The organism is Petrimonas sulfuriphila, from assembly GCA_038561985.1.
Taxonomy (GTDB): Bacteria; Bacteroidota; Bacteroidia; order Bacteroidales; family Dysgonomonadaceae; genus Petrimonas; species Petrimonas sulfuriphila.
The window spans coordinates 1,871,907-1,895,616 of record CP073276.1 but is presented as its reverse complement, the minus strand read 5'-3'; the positions used below and the strand labels follow the sequence as shown (position 1 = coordinate 1,895,616).

At 42.5% G+C, this 23,710-nt stretch carries 12 protein-coding genes, 1 pseudogene and 1 CRISPR repeat array (1 of these 14 running past the window's edge); of the genes and pseudogenes, 1 reads left to right on the top strand and 12 read right to left on the bottom strand.

Going from position 1 to position 23,710, the window contains the following annotated elements:
* A CRISPR array of direct repeats spans positions 1-2,318; the repeat unit is 37 nt; unit sequence GTTTCAATCCTTGTTGTGCTGGATGTAGTTCTGGAAG (it extends 1,160 nt beyond the left edge of the window).
* Between the two features lie 195 nt (positions 2,319-2,513).
* From cas4 to cas8b, 8 genes are read right to left on the bottom strand one after another with little or no spacing between them, the layout of a single operon-like run.
* The gene (gene cas4 / locus KCV26_07830; GenBank protein WZX38266.1) at positions 2,514-3,086 is read right to left on the bottom strand and encodes a CRISPR-associated protein Cas4; all 573 of its coding nucleotides are present in this window, start codon (positions 3,084-3,086) and stop codon (positions 2,514-2,516) included.
* Positions 3,086-3,376 (bottom strand): CRISPR-associated endonuclease Cas2, encoded by a 291-nt coding sequence (gene cas2, locus KCV26_07825; protein WZX38265.1) that lies wholly within the window; start codon positions 3,374-3,376, stop codon positions 3,086-3,088. The genes cas4 and cas2 overlap by 1 nt, the downstream gene beginning before the upstream one ends.
* Positions 3,373-4,365 carry a CRISPR-associated endonuclease Cas1 gene (gene cas1, locus KCV26_07820; GenBank protein WZX38264.1) on the bottom strand — a complete coding sequence of 331 codons (993 nt, stop codon included), beginning with the start codon at positions 4,363-4,365 and terminating at the stop codon, positions 3,373-3,375. Before cas1 ends, cas2 begins: the two co-directional genes overlap by 4 nt.
* Positions 4,366-4,378: 13 nt before the next feature.
* On the bottom strand, positions 4,379-5,035 hold the full coding sequence (locus tag KCV26_07815; protein ID WZX38263.1) for a hypothetical protein: 657 nt from the start codon (positions 5,033-5,035) through the stop codon (positions 4,379-4,381).
* Positions 5,036-5,042: 7 nt separating this feature from the next.
* Positions 5,043-7,475: a CRISPR-associated helicase Cas3' gene (gene cas3 / locus KCV26_07810; protein WZX38262.1), complete on the bottom strand. Its 2,433-nt coding sequence runs from the start codon at positions 7,473-7,475 to the stop codon at positions 5,043-5,045.
* Between the two features lie 42 nt (positions 7,476-7,517).
* Complete coding sequence (gene cas5b / locus KCV26_07805; protein WZX38261.1) at positions 7,518-8,273, bottom strand: type I-B CRISPR-associated protein Cas5; 756 nt, start codon at positions 8,271-8,273, stop codon at positions 7,518-7,520.
* Complete coding sequence (gene cas7b, locus KCV26_07800; GenBank protein WZX38260.1) at positions 8,263-9,177, bottom strand: type I-B CRISPR-associated protein Cas7/Csh2; 915 nt, start codon at positions 9,175-9,177, stop codon at positions 8,263-8,265. The genes cas5b and cas7b overlap by 11 nt, the downstream gene beginning before the upstream one ends.
* Positions 9,178-9,200: 23 nt before the next feature.
* The gene (cas8b, locus tag KCV26_07795; protein WZX38259.1) at positions 9,201-11,078 is read right to left on the bottom strand and encodes a type I-B CRISPR-associated protein Cas8b/Csh1; all 1,878 of its coding nucleotides are present in this window, start codon (positions 11,076-11,078) and stop codon (positions 9,201-9,203) included.
* A gap of 492 nt (positions 11,079-11,570) precedes the next feature.
* Between cas8b and KCV26_07790 the strand changes: the two are divergent.
* A pseudogene (locus tag KCV26_07790) lies at positions 11,571-12,434 on the top strand (transposase).
* 495 nt (positions 12,435-12,929) lie between these two features.
* Here the strand turns inward: KCV26_07790 and meaB are convergent.
* The 4 genes from meaB to KCV26_07770 all read right to left on the bottom strand — a co-directional run bounded on the left by meaB (position 12,930) and on the right by KCV26_07770 (position 23,621).
* Positions 12,930-14,024, bottom strand: a complete 1,095-nt coding sequence (gene meaB, locus KCV26_07785; protein WZX38258.1) for a methylmalonyl Co-A mutase-associated GTPase MeaB — start codon at positions 14,022-14,024, stop codon at positions 12,930-12,932.
* Positions 14,025-14,036: 12 nt separating this feature from the next.
* Positions 14,037-14,426, bottom strand: a complete 390-nt coding sequence (locus KCV26_07780; GenBank protein ID WZX38257.1) for a DUF1573 domain-containing protein — start codon at positions 14,424-14,426, stop codon at positions 14,037-14,039.
* 121 nt (positions 14,427-14,547) lie between these two features.
* Positions 14,548-20,427, bottom strand: a complete 5,880-nt coding sequence (locus tag KCV26_07775) for a hypothetical protein (protein ID WZX38256.1) — start codon at positions 20,425-20,427, stop codon at positions 14,548-14,550.
* 215 nt (positions 20,428-20,642) lie between these two features.
* Positions 20,643-23,621 (bottom strand): phosphoenolpyruvate synthase, encoded by a 2,979-nt coding sequence (locus KCV26_07770; GenBank protein ID WZX38255.1) that lies wholly within the window; start codon positions 23,619-23,621, stop codon positions 20,643-20,645.
* Positions 23,622-23,710: the final 89 nt, after the last annotated feature.

Sequence of the window (23,710 nt, the reverse complement as noted above, 5' to 3'; positions counted from 1 at the left end):
CCAAACATAATTGGTTTCAATCCTTGTTGTGCTGGATGTAGTTCTGGAAGCCACATGTCGCCAAGTTTATACGAAGTTGGCTGAATGTTTCAATCCTTGTTGTGCTGGATGTAGTTCTGGAAGACGCCCAACTGAACGGCTGTTGTAATCCGTAGGTTATGTTTCAATCCTTGTTGTGCTGGATGTAGTTCTGGAAGCAAGATATGTAAGGGATTGGCTGAACGGATCATCGAGTTTCAATCCTTGTTGTGCTGGATGTAGTTCTGGAAGAATCATCTGATCCGCTAACGCCTGTCCGGAATAGGGTTTCAATCCTTGTTGTGCTGGATGTAGTTCTGGAAGTTTCCCGCGTCCGTTGCGGGGGCTTGTTGTGTGTTGGGTTTCAATCCTTGTTGTGCTGGATGTAGTTCTGGAAGTAGAGTTACAGTTATCGGATGGAGACCGATAGAGTAATGTTTCAATCCTTGTTGTGCTGGATGTAGTTCTGGAAGTTTTATCAGGTCGGGATATTGTTTCAGCAAATTGCTGGTTTCAATCCTTGTTGTGCTGGATGTAGTTCTGGAAGTTCCACCGTCGCTATTCTCGCTGTTCAGTATTCCAGTGTTTCAATCCTTGTTGTGCTGGATGTAGTTCTGGAAGTCCAGCTATTGACGGGTATATTTCCTCGTTGGGCTCGTTTCAATCCTTGTTGTGCTGGATGTAGTTCTGGAAGCATGGCTTCTGCGTGTCCAGCCAACCAGTCATGTTGTTTCAATCCTTGTTGTGCTGGATGTAGTTCTGGAAGCCGAAGGTGGCTGTAAGGTCAACGATGAACAAGTTGTTTCAATCCTTGTTGTGCTGGATGTAGTTCTGGAAGTGGGCATACATTGAGGTGAACGGTGAACAATATGGCGGTTTCAATCCTTGTTGTGCTGGATGTAGTTCTGGAAGTTGTTGTTGTATTTGAACAAGTCTATTATCAGCTTGTTTCAATCCTTGTTGTGCTGGATGTAGTTCTGGAAGTGATACGGCCGGAAAAAAGTGCCGGGTTTATCTCGCGTTTCAATCCTTGTTGTGCTGGATGTAGTTCTGGAAGATGGAAACCATAGGTGCTATTGCCGAAAGATACCCGGTGTTTCAATCCTTGTTGTGCTGGATGTAGTTCTGGAAGTATACGTGCAATCTGGATGGATGAAAAATTTTCCTTGTTTCAATCCTTGTTGTGCTGGATGTAGTTCTGGAAGAAGAGTAGTAGTGCAAAGACTTTTTATGAACATCTGGTTTCAATCCTTGTTGTGCTGGATGTAGTTCTGGAAGGTAGCAAAAGCGAGATAACAGAGATACGACCTCATGTTTCAATCCTTGTTGTGCTGGATGTAGTTCTGGAAGAAGTGTTTTCAGCTTCTCTTGAGCCTCACGCATATTGTTTCAATCCTTGTTGTGCTGGATGTAGTTCTGGAAGATTCGCTTATTTCTTTTAAGTCTGATCTGATTTCTTGTTTCAATCCTTGTTGTGCTGGATGTAGTTCTGGAAGATTACCTTCTCTCTTTCGCCGTCGACGCGAAAGATGTGTTTCAATCCTTGTTGTGCTGGATGTAGTTCTGGAAGTTCATATTTCAGCAATCAAGACCTTGAGGACATTTGTTTCAATCCTTGTTGTGCTGGATGTAGTTCTGGAAGAATTAAGTATTTGAATACATGCTGGCTTTTTAAGTTGTTTCAATCCTTGTTGTGCTGGATGTAGTTCTGGAAGCCGACAATAGGAGCAATGTGATGCTCGCAAAATGAAGTTTCAATCCTTGTTGTGCTGGATGTAGTTCTGGAAGTTTCAGTCTCGTTCGAGGTCTTAAGAGCATCTATGTGTTTCAATCCTTGTTGTGCTGGATGTAGTTCTGGAAGAAATCTTTTCTCCGCATTAAGAACCGTTTTGGAAAGTTTCAATCCTTGTTGTGCTGGATGTAGTTCTGGAAGAGTATAATGAAGCGTGGAAACATGCAATAGCATTACAGTTTCAATCCTTGTTGTGCTGGATGTAGTTCTGGAAGCAACGGGCTGGAGACCGATAGAATAATTAATTAACGGTTTCAATCCTTGTTGTGCTGGATGTAGTTCTGGAAGGAAAAAGGATGGGAAGGAGCACGGATGGCAGTTTAGTTTCAATCCTTGTTGTGCTGGATGTAGTTCTGGAAGTGAACTTACTATTGCTTTCGACGAAGTGAAAGCTACATGTTTCAATCCTTGTTGTGCTGGATGTAGTTCTGGAAGACAGATAGATGTGTCGCTAGTGAAAGAGGGAATGGGGTTTCAATCCTTGTTGTGCTGGATGTAGTTCTGGAAGTCGTCTATTGAGTTATCAATATGATGTTCAGAACTGTACGGTTGTTTTTTGGAATCATTATTTTCTGTTTTCAAAATGTCAAAGAACGCAAAAAACACGATTTTTTTAATGATTTCCGAGAATGTAATTTTCTCTTTCTTAGTGGAATATATCATGTTTTTTGATGTCTCAAAATAAATTTACTCCCGGAAAGCTTTATTTGATACAAATATTTCTATATGTACAGCCAATACATCTTTTTTTAGATTTCGTTGCTTTCGGAAAAAAATTATTAAAAATAATTTCGTTCACTTGTTCACAAATATTTCGTATCTCTTGTTTCGCAGTCTCGCTTATTACTATTTCAACCAATTTGTTCGCAGAGCGAGTGTAAACCAAAAAGCCTTTATCTACGCGTCGATGAAAATTGTCTTCAATTAGTACTGCATAACACTCTAATTGAGTCTGATATGTATTATAAATTCGTTCCTCAAATTTAGCAAATTTATAATCAAGTGGAGCCATTGTGCCATCTTTTAACACTAAAATTTCATCAACAACTCCTCGTAGTAACTCGTTGGTCAAATATTGATCAAGATATTTATCCACGGCCCCGATTCTTTTGCGTAAATAATCCCTGTTCCGTTCCAGTTTCAAGTCGTGTAGGTTGCGCCCCTTTTCCACTTTGTAGTGGCGCTCTTCAAATTGTGGGATACAAAGCACGTGTTCGTAATATGTGAACCGGGGACAATAAAGGTACTCTATGATATGTGATGGTGTGATAGACATCAGAAAAACAAGGCTTTTACATCGTCTGTTACTAACTTCTTATCAAATGCTTGCCCGAGCAAAACTGTTTGACGAAGTTCATTTTTACTCATTGGGAAGATATAAAGAGAATCGGTTTCTTCATCTATCAACTCGGTCACAGATAGTTCGAGGGTGTCTTTGTCGTTTTCATCCAAGCTTCCTAGGAATACCGATTTCTGTACGCGATAAAGGCCGACCTTTTTGCATATCTTAGAAATCTTGGTGCGTGGCTTATCTTTCTTGATATCGTATATAACCCAGCAAATCATGTTTTTTTTATTAATTGGTTTGCGAACTGGTGAGCATCCATCTGCATAGCATTAACTCTTGTTTGATTCCTACCATTGTAACGGATTGTGTCTTCCTCCAAAAAACTTAACAATGATTGCATCAATAAATTTTTTCCTTCGGCATTCAGGCTATAACCATTTGTGATCTTACTCGTGTGGCTATCATTGATTTTTTTTGCTGAAAAGAGCTTGAATACGACTTCTTCAGCATATGTCCTATAAGGTTCAATAAAATCAAAGACCATACTTTTCATATTGTAATCATCCCGGTGCATGAATCCAACATACGGATCAAGCCCAGCAATCACCAGTACTTTTTCTACTCGGCTGTATAGAACGCCATAAGCGTAATTTAAAAAAGCATTAAAAGGATCAGCTGCCGGGCGAAAACTACGCCCTTCGAATTGATAACGTTCCGCCAGAAGAGAACTTAACACTCTGAAATATACTCGCCCAGATGTACCCTCTAATCCTCGAAGAGTACTGTCGATATCCTCTATTTTAGAGCCTTTCAATCCATTTATTTTTAATGAGATACCTTTGATGATTTCAATCTTTTCCTGTATCTGTTCGGCAGAGGTAAGTCGATGGCTTTTTAACCGTTTCAAGAATTCGATTTGATTCTCTATTTTTTTTGTTAACCAGCTTTTTGTCCAGTGAACACCTATTTCGTTCAAGCTAGCATCCAACTGCTGCTTCCTAATTTTTGAGGTACTTCCCGGCTTGCTATGCCAAAAACGACCAATAGGCATTCCATCATACTCGAAAACAATAATATCAATATTGTTTTTCATGGCCAGTATTATGGCATCGGTACTGAGAGCCGCTCCTTTGCTCATTAATATGGAAGTAACCTTCTGACTGGCGAAATGGTGTTTTTGTTTTTCTCCATCCTTCGTGAGTGATACTTCAAACAGATCATCTTTTACATGAACATACGTGCCATATGTGTTAATGATTAACTGCATATTCTTGGTTTTACTAGATTTGACTAACAGCACCAAATCCACGACTCACAGCCTTTCCTATCCCTACCCATTCCGGTAAGTAAGCATTCGTGGTAAACCTCCCTGAAAATGCCAGCATTTGCTGATCTTTAAACTTTGTCTGTTTTTCTTCCAACTGTACGACACCCATGATGTTTTCACTTACACGAAAAGAAACACCCTTATAGAAACTTAGTATGTTATTTTGCAACTGACGATTCAAGAACTCTTTTTTCTGCTTCGTATCTAGGAGTATGTATTTTCTGTGATTATCCTGATTCAAGGCCATCCAGAGCGTTTCAAAAGCGTAGTTGTACAACTGCTGATTTACCGTCAGCTCGCATCGTGTCTGATGAATATTTTTAGCGGAAATAGGATAGTATTCTCCCTCGATATCCAATTCACGGATTTTCAAAAAGAGTGAAATTAACAGATCGGCACCCTCTTCGAAGCCTATTAGCATCGGTACGTTTCTAATTACCTTGTATTGAACCAATGGGTAAGCGTACCGTGAAGTGCCATCTTGGTAATGATTGTGTAACAACGGAGAATGCTCTTTAAATAAGTTGCCAAAATACCCACGCAACTTATGTGCATCTCGTGTTTTTAATCGAATGTCGGGGAACTGAATGATTGTTTGAGTGATTTGCATGATTCTACTAAATTGTGATGGACGTTTTGTTCGTGTCGTATCCGATATTTTCCCTCGTGTCGTTAGCCGAATAGGAATAAAACGCGGAAGGTTGTTCTAAACTCGATAAATAAAATCCGTGCACTTGTTCGGAGTCAAAATTAATTTTCGTCTCACCGTATGGAACCGGTACGTTGATTACATAATCGTAAAAAAGAGATTTAAACGACGCGAATTTTGTCTTTCTCTCCCAGGGTGTTAGCTCTTCATCATAAAGAGATACATAGCGTTCCCATACATATTTAGCCTCTTCGTTCAATTGAATGAAGACCGATTCAGTTTTACGCTCTTGGATGAGTTTTAGATCGATCTCCATGAATCTCAAATCTCGAATGGCGTCAAGTAAATCCGAAGAAGTCTCGTCAGATTGTTTTCGGACCTCTTCGTAGTATCGGTCAATTAGATCCAGATAGTCTCTTTCCTCCATTACTTCAATATCCGAGAGCGTGTTCCTAGTTTTTAGCATTAGGTCTGAACCATAGATTCTACTTGTTGCTTTTCCATGCTCATCGTCAATATCATAAAGGAATATATCAGATACCTGCTCTTTTTCATTATATCGGTTCGCGCGTCCGGCCGACTGGATAATTGAATCGATGGGAGACAACTGCCGGAAGATGGTATCCACGGAGATATCCACTCCTGCTTCTATTAATTGAGTGGAGACAATTATTTTACGTTTATGACTCCTTTTTTTAATTTTTTGAATAATCTCTTTTCTTTCGTGGGGAGTAATGAGCGTGGATAAGAAGAAGTATTGGACGTTATCCAGAATTTCCTGCTCCTGTTTTGTTAATTCCTCAAAGCAGCGACGGGCGGCCTTTTTGGTGTTCAAGATTATCAGCACGTCTTTTTTAGGTTCGTTATAAATATAATCAGAAATTATATCGATGAAATCCTCGAAAGAGATTTTGTCTTTGTGATAGACCAACCGGGTGCGATTAAATACTTTGAAATACTTTCTGTGATCGGGTACTAATTCCACTATATCCACTCTCGGAGCAAATATAAGAGGCTGTGTTGCTGATATAAGGATAAAATATATATTTAAAGTTTCGCCAAGCGAAAGGAACGTCTTCCTTACCGTTTCCCATAGCTCGTAGGGAATTGTCTGAATCTCATCAAGCAGGATTACGGCGTTTCTCAGGTTAACCAATTTCATTAGCTTGGTTTTATCCATTGAAAGAATCGTTTCCAGAAATTGAACGAACGTTGTCACGATAGTTTCAGATTGCCATGTTTCAATCAAAAATTGACTCTGATTTTCTTCATACACCTTTTCAGAACTATCTTTGTACCTGGGTTCGCTCAAATGATGATGCTTTAATAAAAACTCGCTCGAATCGGTTTCCAGTACTTCTCGATACACTTCAAAATTCTGGTCAATGATCGAAGTATAAGGGATAACGATAGTCACCTTTGCGTTGATATTTCCTGTGAGTGACCTTATTTTATCAGCCACGGAAAATGCCGTTAGTGTTTTCCCCAACCCTGTAGGTAACGTGATCGAGTAGAGGTGCTGATCACGGATAAACACCCTCTCCAAGTGTTCCAACGTGCCAAAATAAGCTTCGTTCTTGATTCGATTAATTTCCGAAACCGGGATATTGAATCCATTCTTTTCCCTGTATCGATTCAAGCACCCTATGATATCAGTCGTTGTATTCGTAGTATTAACATCTTTCAGGATCACGTCGTTCTTATCTGAGTACATCAATGCGGAATAGATTACCTGAAAAAGATTAAAGAGTTCGACTTGCGTTTTCTCGTCCAGCTTCGGATAATTAAGCTTGAAGTATAAACGAAAATCTTTTAGTCGCTGCTGGAAACTTGCTAATTCCCAATATTCTGTGAACGCTCTCCATGTAATCTTGATAGGCCAATGATCACACAAACTCGAAAGAATTAACTCAACTGAAGGAGCATGAATGCTTTTGATTTGTTCTGAAAGGTATTCAATGTCTTCGTTAGAAAATAATATTTCTTTCTGAAGGTTCTGGATGTTGCCATGATGCCGTTTCACGGCTATCAGAACCAGTATCGGGAGAAACTCCTGCAGCAGCTTGTCTTTAAATTCTCGCTCACAATACCTGCTAGCGACGAAATAGGCAAAAACCGACGACAGCAATGAATGATTCTTCAAATTGCTATGAATCTCTTCTGGGTTACGGATATAATTCTGGAAATAGCCTGTAGCTTTCGCGATGTCATGAGAGATAGCTGCAATCCAAACCAAGTCGGAGAGTTGCCGATTCGTTATTTCAGTCTCCTTTACAACGAACCGGTAACCTTTCTCCTCCACGGTCGCTTTCGCTATTACAGCTACAACTGACAGATGATCAACAAGTAGCTTTTTCGGATGCGAAAGCAATCCTTCTTTATCGATTTGCAACTCTTCCATCCTTCTTTATGACTCTATATAATGTGCATAATATCTGAAAGATTATAGAAAAAGAATATTCCCAATCCCGTTCAGTGTTAAATACTCTGGTACACGGGCATGCAGAGGATTCCCGTTTTTTTCGATAAGTATCTCGGAATATTCCAAAACTTCTCTTTCTCTATTCATGGCGACGGGCATGTTGTTGGCCGAATAAAACCATTCCTTTTGAAAGTCTATAGGTGGTTCACCCACTACTTTTGACAGATTCACTGCCGTGATGATTTCCACGATCTCACTGTTTGAGGTTACTACTCGCGCTGTTGCTCGTTGGACGAAATCCACCCTTGCGGTAAATTGAGCCAAACCTAAGTAGGGAGTAAAATGATGCCTTCTATGCTGTATCCGTTCAGATAGTTCCTCGAATTTGGCGGTATCATCCATTGCCAGGTAGATGCGGTAATGAGGATCTTTTACAAGCTCAAACTCCGTTTGGGTGTGTCTCGCCCGTGTTAAGTCGTAAAACGATATTTTCGTGTTAATCAAGTTGAACCCGATATTTTCTTTCTTCACGGGCTGCATAACTTGTACGGCGATGCCGCTCCTCTCTTTTGAGAAAAACTCCTGAACCGGTTCAATACCCTCCGCGTAATGACCGTCACTCGTCTCTCTTTCCATTCCCAGGATTGCTCCCAGCATTCCCGCGATCGCGGTACGCGTGGGAATAGAGTAGGTGAGAGGTGAGGTTGTGGTGTTGTACTTTCGGAAGTGCCCGTATTCGCCCATGATGTCGAAAATAAGCAATTCCTTATATTTCATCCTTGCTGATATTTGTGATTAATTTACCATTACTGATCATCGTCAACCTTGAGTCAAGCTTCAAGTGAATCTTGGCTATCTTCTCCTTGTTCTCTTTGAGTGCCTCTAGTAATTCCGATATATCTAATTTATAATCATTAGTGCCTCTTATTTGTAGCTCGTTCATCTCTCCGTAGTCCAGTTTCAGCCGTTGACGCAGGTTACCAATATAGAAAGGTTCCTTGTATTCCACCTCGAGTAAGAACAGGGGCGATTGTCCAAATTTCGAACGAGAAATCAGGTTCTTCGTGCCTTCCCAAATTCCTTCGAGCAATAGCGATTTATCTTCCGTGGTCATTCTGGAATAACGTGCTGCTTTCTCGTTGATTATCCCGTTAAAGCCTATTACAGCGTAGGGTATCTTGTATTCTGTCCGGAATGTGGCTTGAATCTTTTTTTCAGTCGACGCAAACGCACCAGTGCCTTGTTCTTCAATGATTTCAGTTTTATTTAACGATTTTCCCATTTGAAATTGCACCGGGCCAATATATGTGATAGAATCCTTGGCTAAAGGAATTACTCCGCCAAATACCCGGATATCGATGCATTTGGCAAGGATGATATCTGCCTGTTCCTGAAAATCCCTGGCACGGCGTTTTCCATCTTTGATATACTTCTTGTCTCCCTCGTCGTAGGTTGTTTCCCGAACAAAGATATCCTGACGGTCGTCCAATCCGTTGAACTCCTTGTACTCGTACCAGTAATCCCGTATCGTCCGCTTCAGACGGACGTCAGAAACGAGTGCGACACTACTTTCCGTGTCGAATCGTGGACGGTTTTCATTTAACGGATCACCATTCGGGTTCGCGTTTTCAATGTCATAAAGAAACAAAAGCTCACTGCGGCTGTCGATAATTTCACTCATGATCTTGTCTGTTTTAAATGTTATTATTCTGATTCTGTGTTTTCTTCACTTTTTTCTCTCTTAAACCTGGAGCCCATTTCGAGACCGGCAACAAAGTAGAACGAGAGTTCATTGTTACTCATTGAAACCATATCCTGTTTCTTAATTGTGAAATAATTGTTAATGATTTCCCGAAGTTCAGGGTATACATTATTCTTCAAGTGTTTCTGAATCTTGTCCAGTGCTTCCAGGTAGATTTGCATTAGGTGCTCCGAGTTCAGGTTATACCCTCGAAGCTTGCTTTCGAATGGGGTGCTGGATAGGTTCCTGTATTGAACGTCGAAAACGAAACGCACCAAAATTCCCACGGCGAAAATGCCAATTTTAATATCGCTATCCAGGAAGCTCCTGTTATTAGTCACAAACCGGTTAAATTCGTCAAGGTTAAACCGGTTGGTTTTTTGTTCATCTTTTACCGTGTCCATTGTATTCATAAAATTATAGTTAATATTGTTTTGTATGATTTTTAGCTCTTGTAAATAATTTATCAGCATGATAGCTTCCAATATGCTTCGTCGTGTAGATTTGGTTGTTTTTTCTCTCGTATGTGCTTCATTGTAGTTTTTTCTTATCACATTCATGATTTTTTCGAACATGAAATCCTTTGAAATGGGTCTGCCAAGAAAAATGTTTTGCACAACCTCTAAAAATTTGTCGTCGAAAAACTCCTTGATAATCCCGAATGAAAATTTCAGATTCTGTTGTTCTTTACCTTTTATAATAGCATTCCTAAATAAGGGGATGCGGTTAACAGCATTCGGTACTCGCGAAAAGAGCTCATTGAATCTAGATGGTAACACCTCTTCCAACATCATTTTAATGCTAATCGCTTTACTCATTTTATCTTCGGAGAAAAAGAGCATATCCACATAAAAAAAGTTATTCTGCTGAGCGATGATTTTTTGTACGTGTTCTTCGGAGTCAGCTCGCTCTTCGCTCGATTCTTTTTTTATCCTCGCGTCAGCAAATGCACTTTTAAGCAGCTCCACGATCGTTTCCAGTTTCTCCCGATCGTTTTGTAAAACGGTGTGGGGAACGAACAAGAACTCGTATCCGTAGAAATACCCTGTCAGATGCTGTCTAATGTATTTTTCTCCATACTCGAGCGCCAACGCCTCTTTTGATGATACGGGATAATTTCTCCAGAACTTTTCCTTGTTAAAGAATCCGCTAATAAATCCTGGCTTATCGGGAGTAGAGTATTTAAAGGGTGCTGCGAAACCGTATACCTCGTCTGCTTTTTCGCCTGTAACCGAACAGATGACATCAGCAGTACGTGAAATAGTGCCATTGTGCTCGTATTTCTTTTCAGAGCCAGAATTAAGTATCGTGGTCCGGACTGTCTCAAAATCGTAAAGATAGAGTTCTTTTTCTCGATGTATCCGTAATGAAATACCCGTGGTGGTCCGTTCTTCCTGCGTCGCATTATTGAAATAGTCTGCAATCTGCCATGCTATACGTTGTTCGTTTAGTAAGAACTCCGCCTCCACGAGCTTGAATAGTTGGGCTTCGAGATGCTTCCCGTGAGTAAGTTTTTTAAATTGCGCCTCCTTGATATTATTCAGTTTTTTATCCGGTGGATTGCCGAGTTTCGTGGTAAAGGTAACATCACCACCGCGTGCACTCCCTTTCCGGTAGGCGTATTTCCGGTAACTGGATGAATCCTTCCTTACCTTTTCGATGTCTATCCCTCTGTATTGACACTGCAGTTCACCCTTGTTGTCAATGATTTCAAATACCATCAACAATACCTGGTAATCTTTTCCAGGGAACAGGTTCTCGATGTAAAGATCTACCGGGTCAATGAAGCTTTTTTGCTCCAGCTGCCAATGTCCGATTTCAGATATTGATCTATCGTTCATGTTTTTCAGGTTTTAACTATTAGTTGGAGAGAATTTTTATCTCGCCTATTTTTTTATGTTATGCTATCCTTGTTGTAATGGAGAATCTCACATATAATTTTTTAAATTTCAACCCTTGTTTCAATGAGAACCTTTATTTTGCTCATTTGTCGCGGGTAAGCTTATGAGCTTCATAGTATCGAGACCTCAAAGGTAAATGTTGTTTGGGATATAAACAAGAAATTCGATAATTATTTTTTATTAAAAAATTAAATGTAGTGAAATCTGACTTGAAATGGAGAAATTTCATTAATTTTATTGTGAATGCGATTCAGTAGTTGAAGTAGTTGAAACTGATCGCGATTTTATTTAGTTAAAGTGTTTAAAATCAATGGAATAAGTATATTAAATATTACTTAATCCACTGATAATCATCAACTTAGAAGAAAATTACCACAAATTCTCTAGGTAATGATTTCCAGGAAGAAAGAGCTTGAATTGATAAAGACTTATATGTATGTATGTGATTTATACGATCAGGAACTGAAATATTACTGCCAAAGATACAGCAATAATTCCAATCCTGTTTTCACGGATCAGGAAATAATGACTATCTACCTGTTTGCAGGTCATTGTCAAAAGTATTTCCAAATCAAGGATATACATAACTTTGCATCGGAATATCTTTCCTCCTGGGTACCTGAATTGCCCTCATACCAGACCTTTAATCTCAGATTAAACCGTCTTGGTGAAGCTTTTCGGGTATTATCTGGGAGATTGATATCTTCATTCATGCCGGCTGATTGTGACAAGGACATATCCCTTGTCGATTCCCTGCCCCTCATAACTTGCGCAGGTAGGAACAGGAAAGTTGCCCCGGAGATAACCTCTAAAGGTTACTGTTCTTCAAAGAACATGTATGTATTATCAAGGGTTGAAACTTCATGCACTGACTTCGCGCAGGGAAGGTAAAATCCCCTTTCCCGACTCTCTTATGTTTACTCCTGCCCGGGATAATGACCTGACTGTTTTTAAACAGGCCTGGGGTGATTACATCTCCGATACCGTAATCTTTGGAGACAAGATATATTCTGATTTTGAATACTTCAGTGATGATAAGAAATAAAAACAGAATATCGAAATGTTCACCCCGTTAAAGCTGTCAAGGGACAATCGAAACAGGAAAAAAGCTATAGAGCCTACAATGACCTGTTCTCTACAGCAGTTTCCAGGGTCAGACAACCCATAGAATCATTCTTCAACTGGCTGAATGAAAAAACAACTATTCAAAGAGCGTAAAAAGTAAGATCCACAAAAGGATTACTTATACATACGATGGGTAAAATTGCCATCGCATTTATTTTTCTAATTTCTTAAATACTGATTCGAATGAATAATAAACCGATAATAAGCCGGAAGCTAATGAGATATTACCAGGAAAACTAAGTTCAATATAGAAGTGCAACTTCCAGTTGAGTTTTTTAAAGATGATTCTTCAAAACAATCATGAAAAACTTTGCAGGGATTTGCCTAACAGCCAGATATTAAAACCTAAAAGCGAAGCCAAGATTAAAACGTGGCTGGCCTGTTATGTATTTCTTTCCTTGGATTTATTGTTAAGTGCTTGATCAAGCATAGGGATTGATTCACCCCCATGGATTCAACGAGGAGGGTACGATCAGGTTTTGCAACAGAATGACTACGAAACACTGTTTGCCGTGACTGTCGGCTATAGGGATAGAAAGAACGCGAACCAGCTTTCATTGACACCCTAAGCTCCATCTGGACCCACAAAACGTAACCTAGTCGATTTAAGGAATTATCATATTGCCGATTTTTACTTTTTTGAGCATAAGTGTTTGCTCTTTTATCTTATTTCTTCAAATAATACCTGTCTAGGGCCTCCTTAGCCGCCACGAATGAGCTCTTACGCGCCGAAAGGACTTCCGACTCAAGAAGGGGCATCAGTTGCTCTATTTCGGCATTCTGGTAAAAGTCGTTCCGCAAACGCTCGTTGATGGTCTCATACATCCAGAATTTCGACTGCTTGTTGCGACGTACATCGAAGTAACCGCTACCTTTAACAAACTCAATGTACCGGTGAATCATATCCCATACTTCTTCAATTCCCAGCGCATAGTATCCCGAGTAGGTCAGCACTTCTGGCGACCATTCCGATTCCGGAAGCGGAAACAGATGCAAGGCATTGCGAAGCTGGGACTGTGCCATTTTGGCCTTTTCGACGTTGTCGCCATCGGCTTTGTTGATCACAATACCGTCCGCCATTTCCATAATCCCCCGCTTTATGCCCTGCAACTCATCACCCGTGCCGGCAAGTTGAATCAACAGGAAAAAATCGACCATCGAGTGGACAGCTGTTTCCGATTGCCCCACCCCTACGGTTTCCACAAAAATATAATCGAACCCTGCAGCTTCACACAGAACGATGGTCTCGCGTGTTTTACGGGCCACACCGCCCAACGAGCCGGCTGAAGGCGAAGGCCGGATAAAGGCATTCTCCTGTACCGACAATCTTTCCATCCGAGTTTTATCGCCGAGAATGCTTCCTTTGGTGCGCTCACTCGACGGGTCTATAGCCAGTACGGCCAGCTTATGGCCTTTTTCAACCAGATACATGCCAAACGCATCTATGGAAGTACTTTTCCCAGCACCGGGAACCCCCGTAATTCCTACACGGATAGCGTTTCCGGAATACGGCAGGCACTTTTCGATAATGGCCTGAGCCATTGCCTGATGTTCCGGCTTGGAACTTTCCACCAACGTTACCGCCTGGCTCAACACCGTGATGTTACCCGCCAAAATCCCTTCTGCAAACTCCTTCACCGAATATTCTTTCCGTTGTTGTTTTTTGCGAAGATGCAAATAGGGATTTATGCTTGGTGGCTGAACTACACCCTTGTTGACGTTTAAACCCAAGTATTTAGGGTCATTTTCGGGATGATGCATAACTTAAAATACTCACCTTTTTCTGGGCGTAACATTTCCTTTTATCGACAACACATATACGGTGTCAGGTACATTCGTATACACGGTTATGGTTTTGTTAAACGTACCCGGGCGCGCGGTGGTTGAATACTTGGCATCAATCTTACCACTTTTCCCGGGCAATATAGGCTCTTTTGTATAGCTGGGGGTAGTGCACCCACACGATGCAGAAACACGCTGTATAATTAACGGGCTCTTTCCCATATTGGTAAACTCGAACTGTGTGGAAACAGCCCCTATTTCCTCTTTAATGGTTCCAAAATCATGAACATTTTTCTTGAATTGCATTTTCGGGCCGGATTGTGAAAAAGCAAATCCACTCAACACTATACTGAAAAAAAGGATAACGCTTATTTTTTTCATTTTTATCTTTGTTTAAATTCGATCATCAATTCTTTTCAGACACAAAAATAACCATTTCGTTTAAAAACGCTTTGTGTTTAACGTTATTTATTGCAAGCCTGAAAAATTTCACACACTCCCACTATCGGATATTAACCTTCGTTCCAGCAGTGTGTGAACCGAACTCCGGTGCATACATGCACTGAACGGTGGTAATTCCATTGGAATAATCACCCGTCCGGGTAACGAAAGCACCGTATTCCAAAACGTATGTTCCCCGTGGCAAGACATCGAAATAGAAATTAGTGGATGCATCTTTCGAAGCCTGGAAATAGATGACCCCTCCCTGCCATTTCATGCCCGAAAGTTGCTCCAGAGGTTCGAAAGCAGCGGCACGCATATCTTTCAGGTGTACAAATTCCAAATCGCGGTCAGTACGGAGGGTCAATCGAACAATCACTTTATCGCCCACGCGTAGCATCCGGTTTTCTGTAATCGGAACGAGTTTTCTACCTGAAACGTCGGTTTCCTCCACAAACAACATTTTTTCCACATTGAGCGAACCTCCGGTTTTCGTTATTTTATCCAGATTTTCATAGTATTGCCAGTAGAGCGCACCCCAGACCGGAGCGTTACCCGAATTTTCAATTTTAACTTTTCCCATTTGAGGTGTAAACTCCGACTTATGCCACGTTTCTTTAAAATATCCCGTACCGTGTGCCTGTTGTTGGGGAGCAATTACCTTACCGCCCACCGTCACCGTCGTATTGTTGTCTGCAGAAAACCAGTCTGTTCCCGCGCTTAACAAGGCATAGACAGCATCTATTGTGGCATGCGTGGATTCCCACATTTGCGTTTGTTTCTGTTTCAACAACCAACGTTTCATATGATCCAGTTCATCGGCTTTTGCGCCGCCAACACGGAAAGCGTCCATAATGAACGTATGTACCAACACAGCCGATTGCGACATAAAAACATGTGCGCGGTTATTTGCCCAGAACATGCCCATCTCTTCGGAAAGGACAGCGTGTTCGCGGTACGATCTCAGCATATCCCGTACAACATTTTGTTTTCCGTCTTTCTGCATCAAAACAACGATAAGCGAACGTTCGTACAACCCGAATTGTGTCCAGTTTTTCTCTGCTATTGATGTATAAAAATCGGCCATTTCTTTTGTTTTGGAATCCAACGGATATTGGTTGTAAGCCGATCGGACATACAGGTATTCCAAGTCGGAAACGGGAATGGTTTTTAATTTTTGCCAATCTTTGTTCTGTTTTTTCAGTTGCTCAAAACGGTGAAGCGCTTCCCCATCGATATACGAAACGGCTTTTGCCTGCATAGCCTGGATATCATCGCTAAACTCTACCGCCTTCAATGCTTTCAACTGACTGAATCCGTAAAGGATATATTGTGTAATGCTCCGGTTCGGATAAAACCCTTTAAACCAACTCCAACCGCCTGCCGTAGTTTGTAACTCTCCAAGCTTCTTCACGGCTTGGCCCGTAAGGTGCTGGCTACGGTTTAAATCGAACAGTATGGCAAGTTTCTGTTTCTGTTCCGATTCGCTTTTCGCTTCCAATACCCAGGGGGTTTCTTCGAGCAGCACGTTTTTAAGTTCCTGGTTCTTTTCGAGGTTCGACAGCAACGTTTCTGAATCACCACCCTGTTTTTTCCACGCTTCGATCATGGCTGAAACCTTTGGATACGTTTTTGAGATATGCATTCCGAGCGTATTGGCATAATAGGAGGCAAACCAGGATACAGCATTATCACTTTCGGGAGTACTTAACACAGGTAAAGCCTGGACAGCATACCACGCAGGATTGGACGTAAGCTCCAACGTCAGCCGATAATCTTCAGAAGTAGCGGAAGTCTGGTTCACCAGCTTGTCCATCTCAAATGCTTTGGCTTGCGTTCCGTTCACGTCCATCCGCATACTCTCAGTAACGAGCATCCGGTTGGGCAATACTGCCAGCGCATGCTGTTCGCCATCGCTGAACGATTCACTTTCAGCAACAACCCTAACTCCGATAACTTCGATATTGCCTGGCACTTCAAACGTCCAGGAAGCATCGGAAGAGGCTTTTGGCGCAATGGAAAACGGCTGTTGCTGCGATGCGCCCGACAGAATCGTTTCATCGGTGAGCGGGTTGAACAGGATGATACGGGCTGTTCCGCTAATTGCCGTATCGGATAAATTGGAAATCTTTGTCGAGACAGAAACAAAATCGCCGTGACGAAGGAAGCGCGGCATATTGGGCGTAACCATCAGTTCTTTTTGTGAAACGGCAAACGCTTCGGCTTCGCCCGTGTTCAGGTCCTTGTCGTGCGCCAGCACGCGGAAGCGCCAGCGGGTATTGCTTTCGGGAACGGTGAACGAAAGTTGCGTCTCGCCTTTCTCGTTCGTGCGCAGTTGCGGGAAGAAGAAGGCCGTTTCGTTGAAATTACGGCGGATTTGGGGTTCGGCTTCATAAGGAGGTGTCGGCGCCGGTGGAGGTGTAGTTTCCCTGCGGGTAATCTCTATTTCCTCCTCGGCTAAAACATTGTCTGCCACATCTGCTGCCATTTGAAGAGTTTCTCCTTTTGCCATCGGCGCAGCATAATAATCTGCCTGAACTCCTGCCACTTTTTCTTGTAATACACCTCTAACCATCATCCTCCCGTATCGATACAACGAAAAGCCGTACCAGTTTAGCCGATCAAAAAACAACGATTCCACGTTCTTAAAAGGTACTGCAAAATATCCATTCACCTGCTGTGGATTGAAAGATCGGTCTTTTTCCAAAGGAGCAGCCGTCCTGTACATATAAAACCGAGGCAGGCTCAACACCCATTTCGGTGTGGGATAAATTCGATCGAGTGAAAAATCGTACATCGAGGCCAATACTTCTGCTGTAGCGGGATTCCCCTTGGCATCTTTTATCGTCAACCGCCATTCTTCCTGGGCACCAGGCCGTATTTTATCACGGAAAATGTCCAGTTTTACCTCCAGTCCGGTTTTTTCTTTCTTAGAAATAAGTTCTGTGGAATGATGGTAGAATTTCTCATCTTTCACATATGTCAGCATAAGTACGACACCGGTTTTGTAGTCCGCTTTAAAGGGAATGGAAAACAAGCGGTTCCCGTTGTTTATCTTCACCCATTTCCTTTCCAGCAGCACTCCCTCCCGCCAGAGTTCATACAACACGTTCAGGTCATCTGTAGCCCCTAGAACAATCTCCGCGTCTTTGCCAGGCCCGAATACCCTGTTCTTCACAACAAACCACTCGTTGGTTTTTACGGGAGGGCGTTTATCGGAATAGTCGAACAAAATAAAATCGTGTCCGGCAGTAATGTCGTTACCACGATCGTCTTTCGATAGCAGCCGAAGGCGATATTTTCCCGAGGGTAACGCTTTGAGCTTCGATTTCAGTTCCGTTTGTTCCCCGGTCTCAAAATTGCCCTGCAACAGCTGCCTATGGGTAGAGTCGTTTTCAAGTAAGGAGAACACCCGATAAGTCCCCGATGCTTTTATGTCGTTCCCGTCTAAATTTCTGGCGGAAACAACAATCTTTTCGTCAGTTGATTTTTCGAGTTTCTCGGGCATCTCCATGCTCAGCATCATCGAAATATCGCCCACCGTAACGGAATAAGTTCCAACCTGTGTTTCACCGTTTACATCGGTAACCGTCGCTTCCACATCAAACGTATAGATGGAGCGTGACGAAGAACTCCCGTCGGCTTTCTGTGGGATGAAAACAACGGTAAACTTTCCGTTTTCATCCGTTTTCACACTCCCTTCGGTGAAATGTTCCGGCGTCCCGCCCCACCGCCACCACCACGATTGTTGGCGGGTAATGCGGTAACTCACATGAGCGTTTTGCAGCTTCACACCGGAATAGCTTTCGGCTTTTCCGGTCAACGTAATTTCTTCGCCAAATTTATAGGTTGTCTCAATCTTGTCGAACGTAACCTCAAACGCGGGACGCTTGTACTCTTCCACCCTAAATCCGGCATTCCCGTTGTGGGTAGTAATCCTAAAATATCCGGTCAATGATCCCTGCGGCAACACAAACTCACCCGAAACGGAACCAAACTCATTGGTTTTTAAAACCTGGCGCGAGACTTCCTGATCATTGACATCGCGCAAAACAAATTCAAGGGATTTGTTGGCGGTAACCTGCGAGCTATCATCCTTTGTTGTGGTAGCAACCGCTTTGAAAAACACAGTTTGCCCGGGACGATACAGACTTCGGTCGGTAAATAAATTTACCGTTTCCGCGGTTTGTGTCCGGCGATCTTCCTGCGGATAATAACTCCACGGAAACGGATGCAACGGAGATCCGTTATCGTCTCCCGCAACAGCCTGATAAAAAATGTCGTTGTTGGGAATATTTTTATGGTAAACTGCCAATCCGACTCCGTTTACGGGTACAGTTGTTTCAAGGGTAAGCGTAGAGTTGAGCCAGCTTCCGGGAAGCTTGTAGATATTTATCCGGGCATTTTTTACCGGTTGACCGTTTACCCGGTCTACCACAAAAAACTCATAGGTATCTTTAGCCGACAAACGGCTGAAAACAGCTAAGCCTGAAACTGAAAAATAAAAACTGTTGTTGCCTTCTTTTTCCGCTACAGGATCAGACTCAAATTCGAGTTTGTAGGAACCGAACTCAGTTATGTTCAGTTCAAGTTCGGTTTGAGCCCGCTCATACGGCTGCCTGGAGGAAAGAGGAATCCATATCTCACGGATCAACGTTTTCTTCTCGTCTGTTTGCTGACGACCGCGGTTGCTGCTGTAAACGGCAGAAAGGGGTGAATCGAGGCGGTAGAGCTTCGCATTTAGCTTACTGAGGTTTTTGTATTCCACCACAAGCTTTTTTTCTACTTCCGCATCAAAAGTATTGTTTCCCTTTACCAGAAAATAGGGTTGCGTAAGCTGTAACAATCTGTTCTCCAGAATAGAGGTACGTTCATTATTGGGAAACGCTTGAATGGTCTTGTGCAACAAATCATACAATTCCTTTGTTTTTTCCGTTCTTTTAAGGCTGTCCTGTTGTGTAAATCCCTCGATTTGTGTCGTATAAATATCCGCCATTTTGTCCACGATCTCCAAGCTCACCGGGTCATTTCCCCATTCCTTCAACATCGATTGCAATGAAGAGAAAGCGTACTGTTGGTGGGCGTTGCGCAGCTTGGCAAGATAGCCGGTTTTATCGAGTTCCGCAAGCACTACAGAAGTGTTTAAATCTCTTTTGGATAAGGAAACAAGCAGTTTTTTATAGGTTTCCAACGCCCAAAGGTTATATTCTCCGGGTTGTGGATCAAAATTCAGTTTCCCAAACTCACCGGCCGGGGCAAACAACGACGACAGCGCAATTTTTTTCTTCGCCAGCGAACGGCTCAGGTCCATATCTTCACCTACCTGACTGAAAAGCTCAATAGCACGAAGCGCTAAAAAGTCATACATCGTGGGATAAAAATGACGCGAATCTTTCCCAAAGGTAACAATGGGCCCATAGGACTGAACCTCTGCCTTTTCGAGTGAGCTGTAAGACTCGATGGATGCGTTGAGATGCTCCACCACTTTATCGTAGAAATTGTTCTTTGACCACTCTTTCATATCTGTTGGAACAAATCCACTGATCGCTGTACGTTCGTTAATAATCCAACGGTCTTTTTGGTAATACTGCAGGTAGAGTTCGCCGAGCATGGAATGCAACACCGATCTTTCTACCGGGTCCGTAGACTTACCCAACATATCAGTCAGGTGGCGGAAAATCAAGGTATCCTCTTCTGCATCCACCGCCAAATTGTATTTACCCTGGTGAATGAGGGCTTTGATGGTTTGAGGGCTGTTCTTTTCAGCAATGGCTTTTCGCAGGATCTGATTCACCCGTTCCGATGCTGATTGAGGAAGGGATTTTTGTTCCAGTTCGGTCACTTTTTTCCAGGCCTGATCGTAATTCATAGTTTGTTGGTTCTGCGCTTGCAGTGAAAGAAAAAAGATCACTACCGCTGCAATCGATAAAAGTTTTTTCATACGACTAAAATTATTAATTCAAGTTTCGCATATTGCTCATTCAGCCAAATTGTCTACTGATGATGCTTTGCCAACCGTGTTCACCCTCGTTCACTAAAACAGCAGGACACGATAAAGTTCAATTATATAGATGTAAAAACGTAAAAAAGTGAACACAAAACTGTGTTATTTTTTGTTAAATCATATCTTCCTACACTTCTACTTCAGGTAAAGAATCACGGTTTCAGGACTACTCCTATTTTTTTCTTTCCACTGATTTTTATAGGCAATGGTTGGTCGAAACAGACATGGCGTATAAAATCCGTCTCATAGACAGCAGGTTGCGAATCAAGAAAATCCTCGTCAAAAAAACCGTCTTGCTGGGAAAAGGAGTTAATCGTGAAATAGCCCACGCCAAACGAGGTGAGGTTTTGAAAGAAATGAGTACCCTGACTCGGCTCGATCCGGTAATTCTCCAATCCCGACTCCACAATTACGCGTGCCTGGCTTATGTGGGCCCATTTGACCGGAATCCCCAGCCACGGGTCTGACGATCCCCACCGCCCGGGACCTACCAGCACGTAGTTCTTGTCCGCCTCGCTGAAACGGATATTTACTTTTTCAATCTCCCGGGCTATTGCAGGATTATTGGCTGCTGAAAAATGCTTCGTTTTCACATAAACCACATCGGAAACATCGGTAGATATCCCGTTTCCAAGAGCATTTCGTGAATAAAGCACTGTCTCGGATTTGTCAATATTTTCCAGGTCTTCGTTTACGACTTCCTTATTGTCTACAATCGGACGGATTTGCAATACGAAAAACTCGGCTTCCTGCTGACTCTTTATATTCACAGCAAACTCTATTTCTACCGGCCGTCCCATCTCCTGCTGCCCTACTTTCAACACTTTGTCCAATGTCTCTGCGAGGGGCAGTGTATCGTGCTTCAACATATTGGCGAACGAAACGACTTTTCTTCCCCCTTCATAAAATCCGTCACGGATAATTTGATCATCAGGATCATACGTTGAACAGACATACCGTAACGGGCTGTTTGCCCCTGCTTGCTGTATGCGTATTTTTTGCAGATTAAAACTGTCATCGATCGTGAAATCTTTTGACATCGACTCCAGGTCGAGTGCATAAAACTGCGTTTGTGTATCTCTCAAAGCAGTGTCCAGTGAACTTAACTGCAATATATTTTTAGGATGCAACGGGGAAAAACGTAGTCCCTGGTATCCGTCCATAATGTATTTTCCCAAGCCCATGGCCATGTTCACAATACCGTCTTCCGTCTTTTCGTTGCCTATAGGATAATAGTTAATGGAACGGGCAACTCCGGAAACTGCCGGATAAAACAAATTCCCATACTCACCACCTACTACTTCCTGCAACACAATCGCCATCTTCTCCTGATCGATAAGGTTCTGGGTGGCAGTCATATAAGCCTTACTGTCTTTATAAAACACCGAAGCGTATACCGCCTTGACAGCATTACTCAACAGGCGGACCATTTCGTATTTATCGTTTACGTAAGGAATCATATACGTTGAATATATGCCAGCAAAAGGCTGATACTGTGAATCTTCAAGCATACTCGAAGAACGAATGGCAATGGGTGTGGAGATGGCATCAAAAAAAACCAGAAAATCGCTGACCAGACGCTTGGGGAGTTTTGCCGCCAGGAAATGCTTGAGGATATCCTCATCGGGACGGGGAGAAAGCGCAATCTCGTAAAGCCTGTTGGCTTCCATAAATTCATCGAAGATATCGGTACACAATACCACTGTCTTGGGTGTCGTTACCGGGAAATTCTCATAACTGTTCAGTTCCAGATGTGTCTTCACGATATGGCCGATGAAAGCCAGCCCGCGACCTTTCCCCCCCAATGAACCGTCACCGATACGGGCAAAGTTGGAGTATTTATCGAACCTGTCCTTTTCGAATACCGCAACCACACCCGTGTTTTTCATCCGCCTATACTCTACGATTGCCTGATAGATAAGCTCGCGCGCATCGTCCATCTTGGCATAAGCCGACACATCAATCTTCTTCAGCATTTCCGCCACAGGGAACATGGCACGTGTATAGAAAAACCGCGAGAAATGGTTCCTCGAAAGGTGATAATACAAAGAATCATCGGGAATCTGACGAATATTCAACTGCAGTTCCTTCAGGTTTTTGATCCGGAAAATCTCCTCCTTGGATTTAGGAGCAATAATAATAAAATCACCGAATCCCAGGTTATCTTTTACAGCTTTATGAAAATCCTGAGGAAAGGTCTTTGAATTTTTATCGATGAATTTGGCATCCACCAGTGCAGCGTATTCCCTGTTTTCAGATTCCGATGACGCGTAAATGATCGGGATGTATTTATTCTTCTTACGGATCCATTCACCCAACACTCTTCCCGCCAACTTGTCTTTTTTACCCTCACGGCTGAAGCTGATATCCGAGATAACACCCAACATATTATCGCCGTACTTTTTGTAAAGGCTGACTGCCTCCTCATAATTCCTCGCCAGCAAGATTTTTGGTCGTCCACGCATACGCATCATACGCAGGTGATCGTTGAGTGCCTCCTTGGAGAACTCTTTCGACTCGTTGAGCACATATTTGTAGAGCAGAGGCAACGCCGACGAATAAAAGCGGACGGAATCCTCCACCAGCATAATGGTCTGCACACCAACCGTTTTCACATCGCTTTCAACGTTCATACTGTCCTCTATCAGTTTAATGATGGCCAGCAACAAATCAGCATTTCCCAGCCAGCTGAAAACATAGTCCATTCCCGAGACATCTTCTCTCTCGAGCACGCGCGTAACCGATTTTGAAAAAGGGGTAAGCAACACAATAGGGATATAAGGAAACTTGTGCTTGATAACCTTCGCCTGGGCAAAGATCTCGTGGTTATCCATGTTCGGCATGCAAATGATCAGTTCATAACGGTTGGCCCGAAGCTCTTCCATAGCCTGCCCGGCTGTACTCACTTGCGTAAAGCGCGGCGGATAGCGGAGGTTAAGCGATGTATATTCGTTGAAAATCTGCTCATCCACCCGTCCGTCATCTTCAAGGATAAACATATCGTATTGTGAAGCGATAAATAGGACGTTGTAAATGCGCTTGTTCATCAGCTTTACAAAAGGCGTATCTCGAAACTGAAAACGACTGATATCATGCGCTTTAATTACGGATGGTGAAGTGGATAAGTTCATATCGGGTGAAATCTTAAGAGGACAAAGATAAAAAAATTTTGCGGTTTACGGTTGACAGGGAATCCATAAAAAGCAGCAGCCGGCAAAAG

Excerpts from the sequence above, each read along its gene's own strand:
- KCV26_07815 (WZX38263.1), bottom strand. The coding sequence starts at position 5,035 with ATGCAAATCACTCAAACAATCATTCAGTTCCCCGACATTCGATTAAAA.
- cas1 (WZX38264.1), bottom strand. The coding sequence starts at position 4,365 with ATGCAGTTAATCATTAACACATATGGCACGTATGTTCATGTAAAAGAT.
- cas8b (WZX38259.1), bottom strand. The coding sequence starts at position 11,078 with ATGAACGATAGATCAATATCTGAAATCGGACATTGGCAGCTGGAGCAA.
- cas4 (WZX38266.1), bottom strand. The coding sequence starts at position 3,086 with ATGTCTATCACACCATCACATATCATAGAGTACCTTTATTGTCCCCGG.
- cas5b (WZX38261.1), bottom strand. The coding sequence starts at position 8,273 with ATGAAATATAAGGAATTGCTTATTTTCGACATCATGGGCGAATACGGG.
- cas2 (WZX38265.1), bottom strand. The coding sequence starts at position 3,376 with ATGATTTGCTGGGTTATATACGATATCAAGAAAGATAAGCCACGCACC.
- KCV26_07780 (WZX38257.1), bottom strand. The coding sequence starts at position 14,426 with ATGAAAAAAATAAGCGTTATCCTTTTTTTCAGTATAGTGTTGAGTGGA.
- KCV26_07775 (WZX38256.1), bottom strand. The coding sequence starts at position 20,427 with ATGAAAAAACTTTTATCGATTGCAGCGGTAGTGATCTTTTTTCTTTCA.
- meaB (WZX38258.1), bottom strand. The coding sequence starts at position 14,024 with ATGCATCATCCCGAAAATGACCCTAAATACTTGGGTTTAAACGTCAAC.
- cas7b (WZX38260.1), bottom strand. The coding sequence starts at position 9,177 with ATGAGTGAAATTATCGACAGCCGCAGTGAGCTTTTGTTTCTTTATGAC.
- cas3 (WZX38262.1), bottom strand. The coding sequence starts at position 7,475 with ATGGAAGAGTTGCAAATCGATAAAGAAGGATTGCTTTCGCATCCGAAA.
- KCV26_07770 (WZX38255.1), bottom strand. The coding sequence starts at position 23,621 with ATGAACTTATCCACTTCACCATCCGTAATTAAAGCGCATGATATCAGT.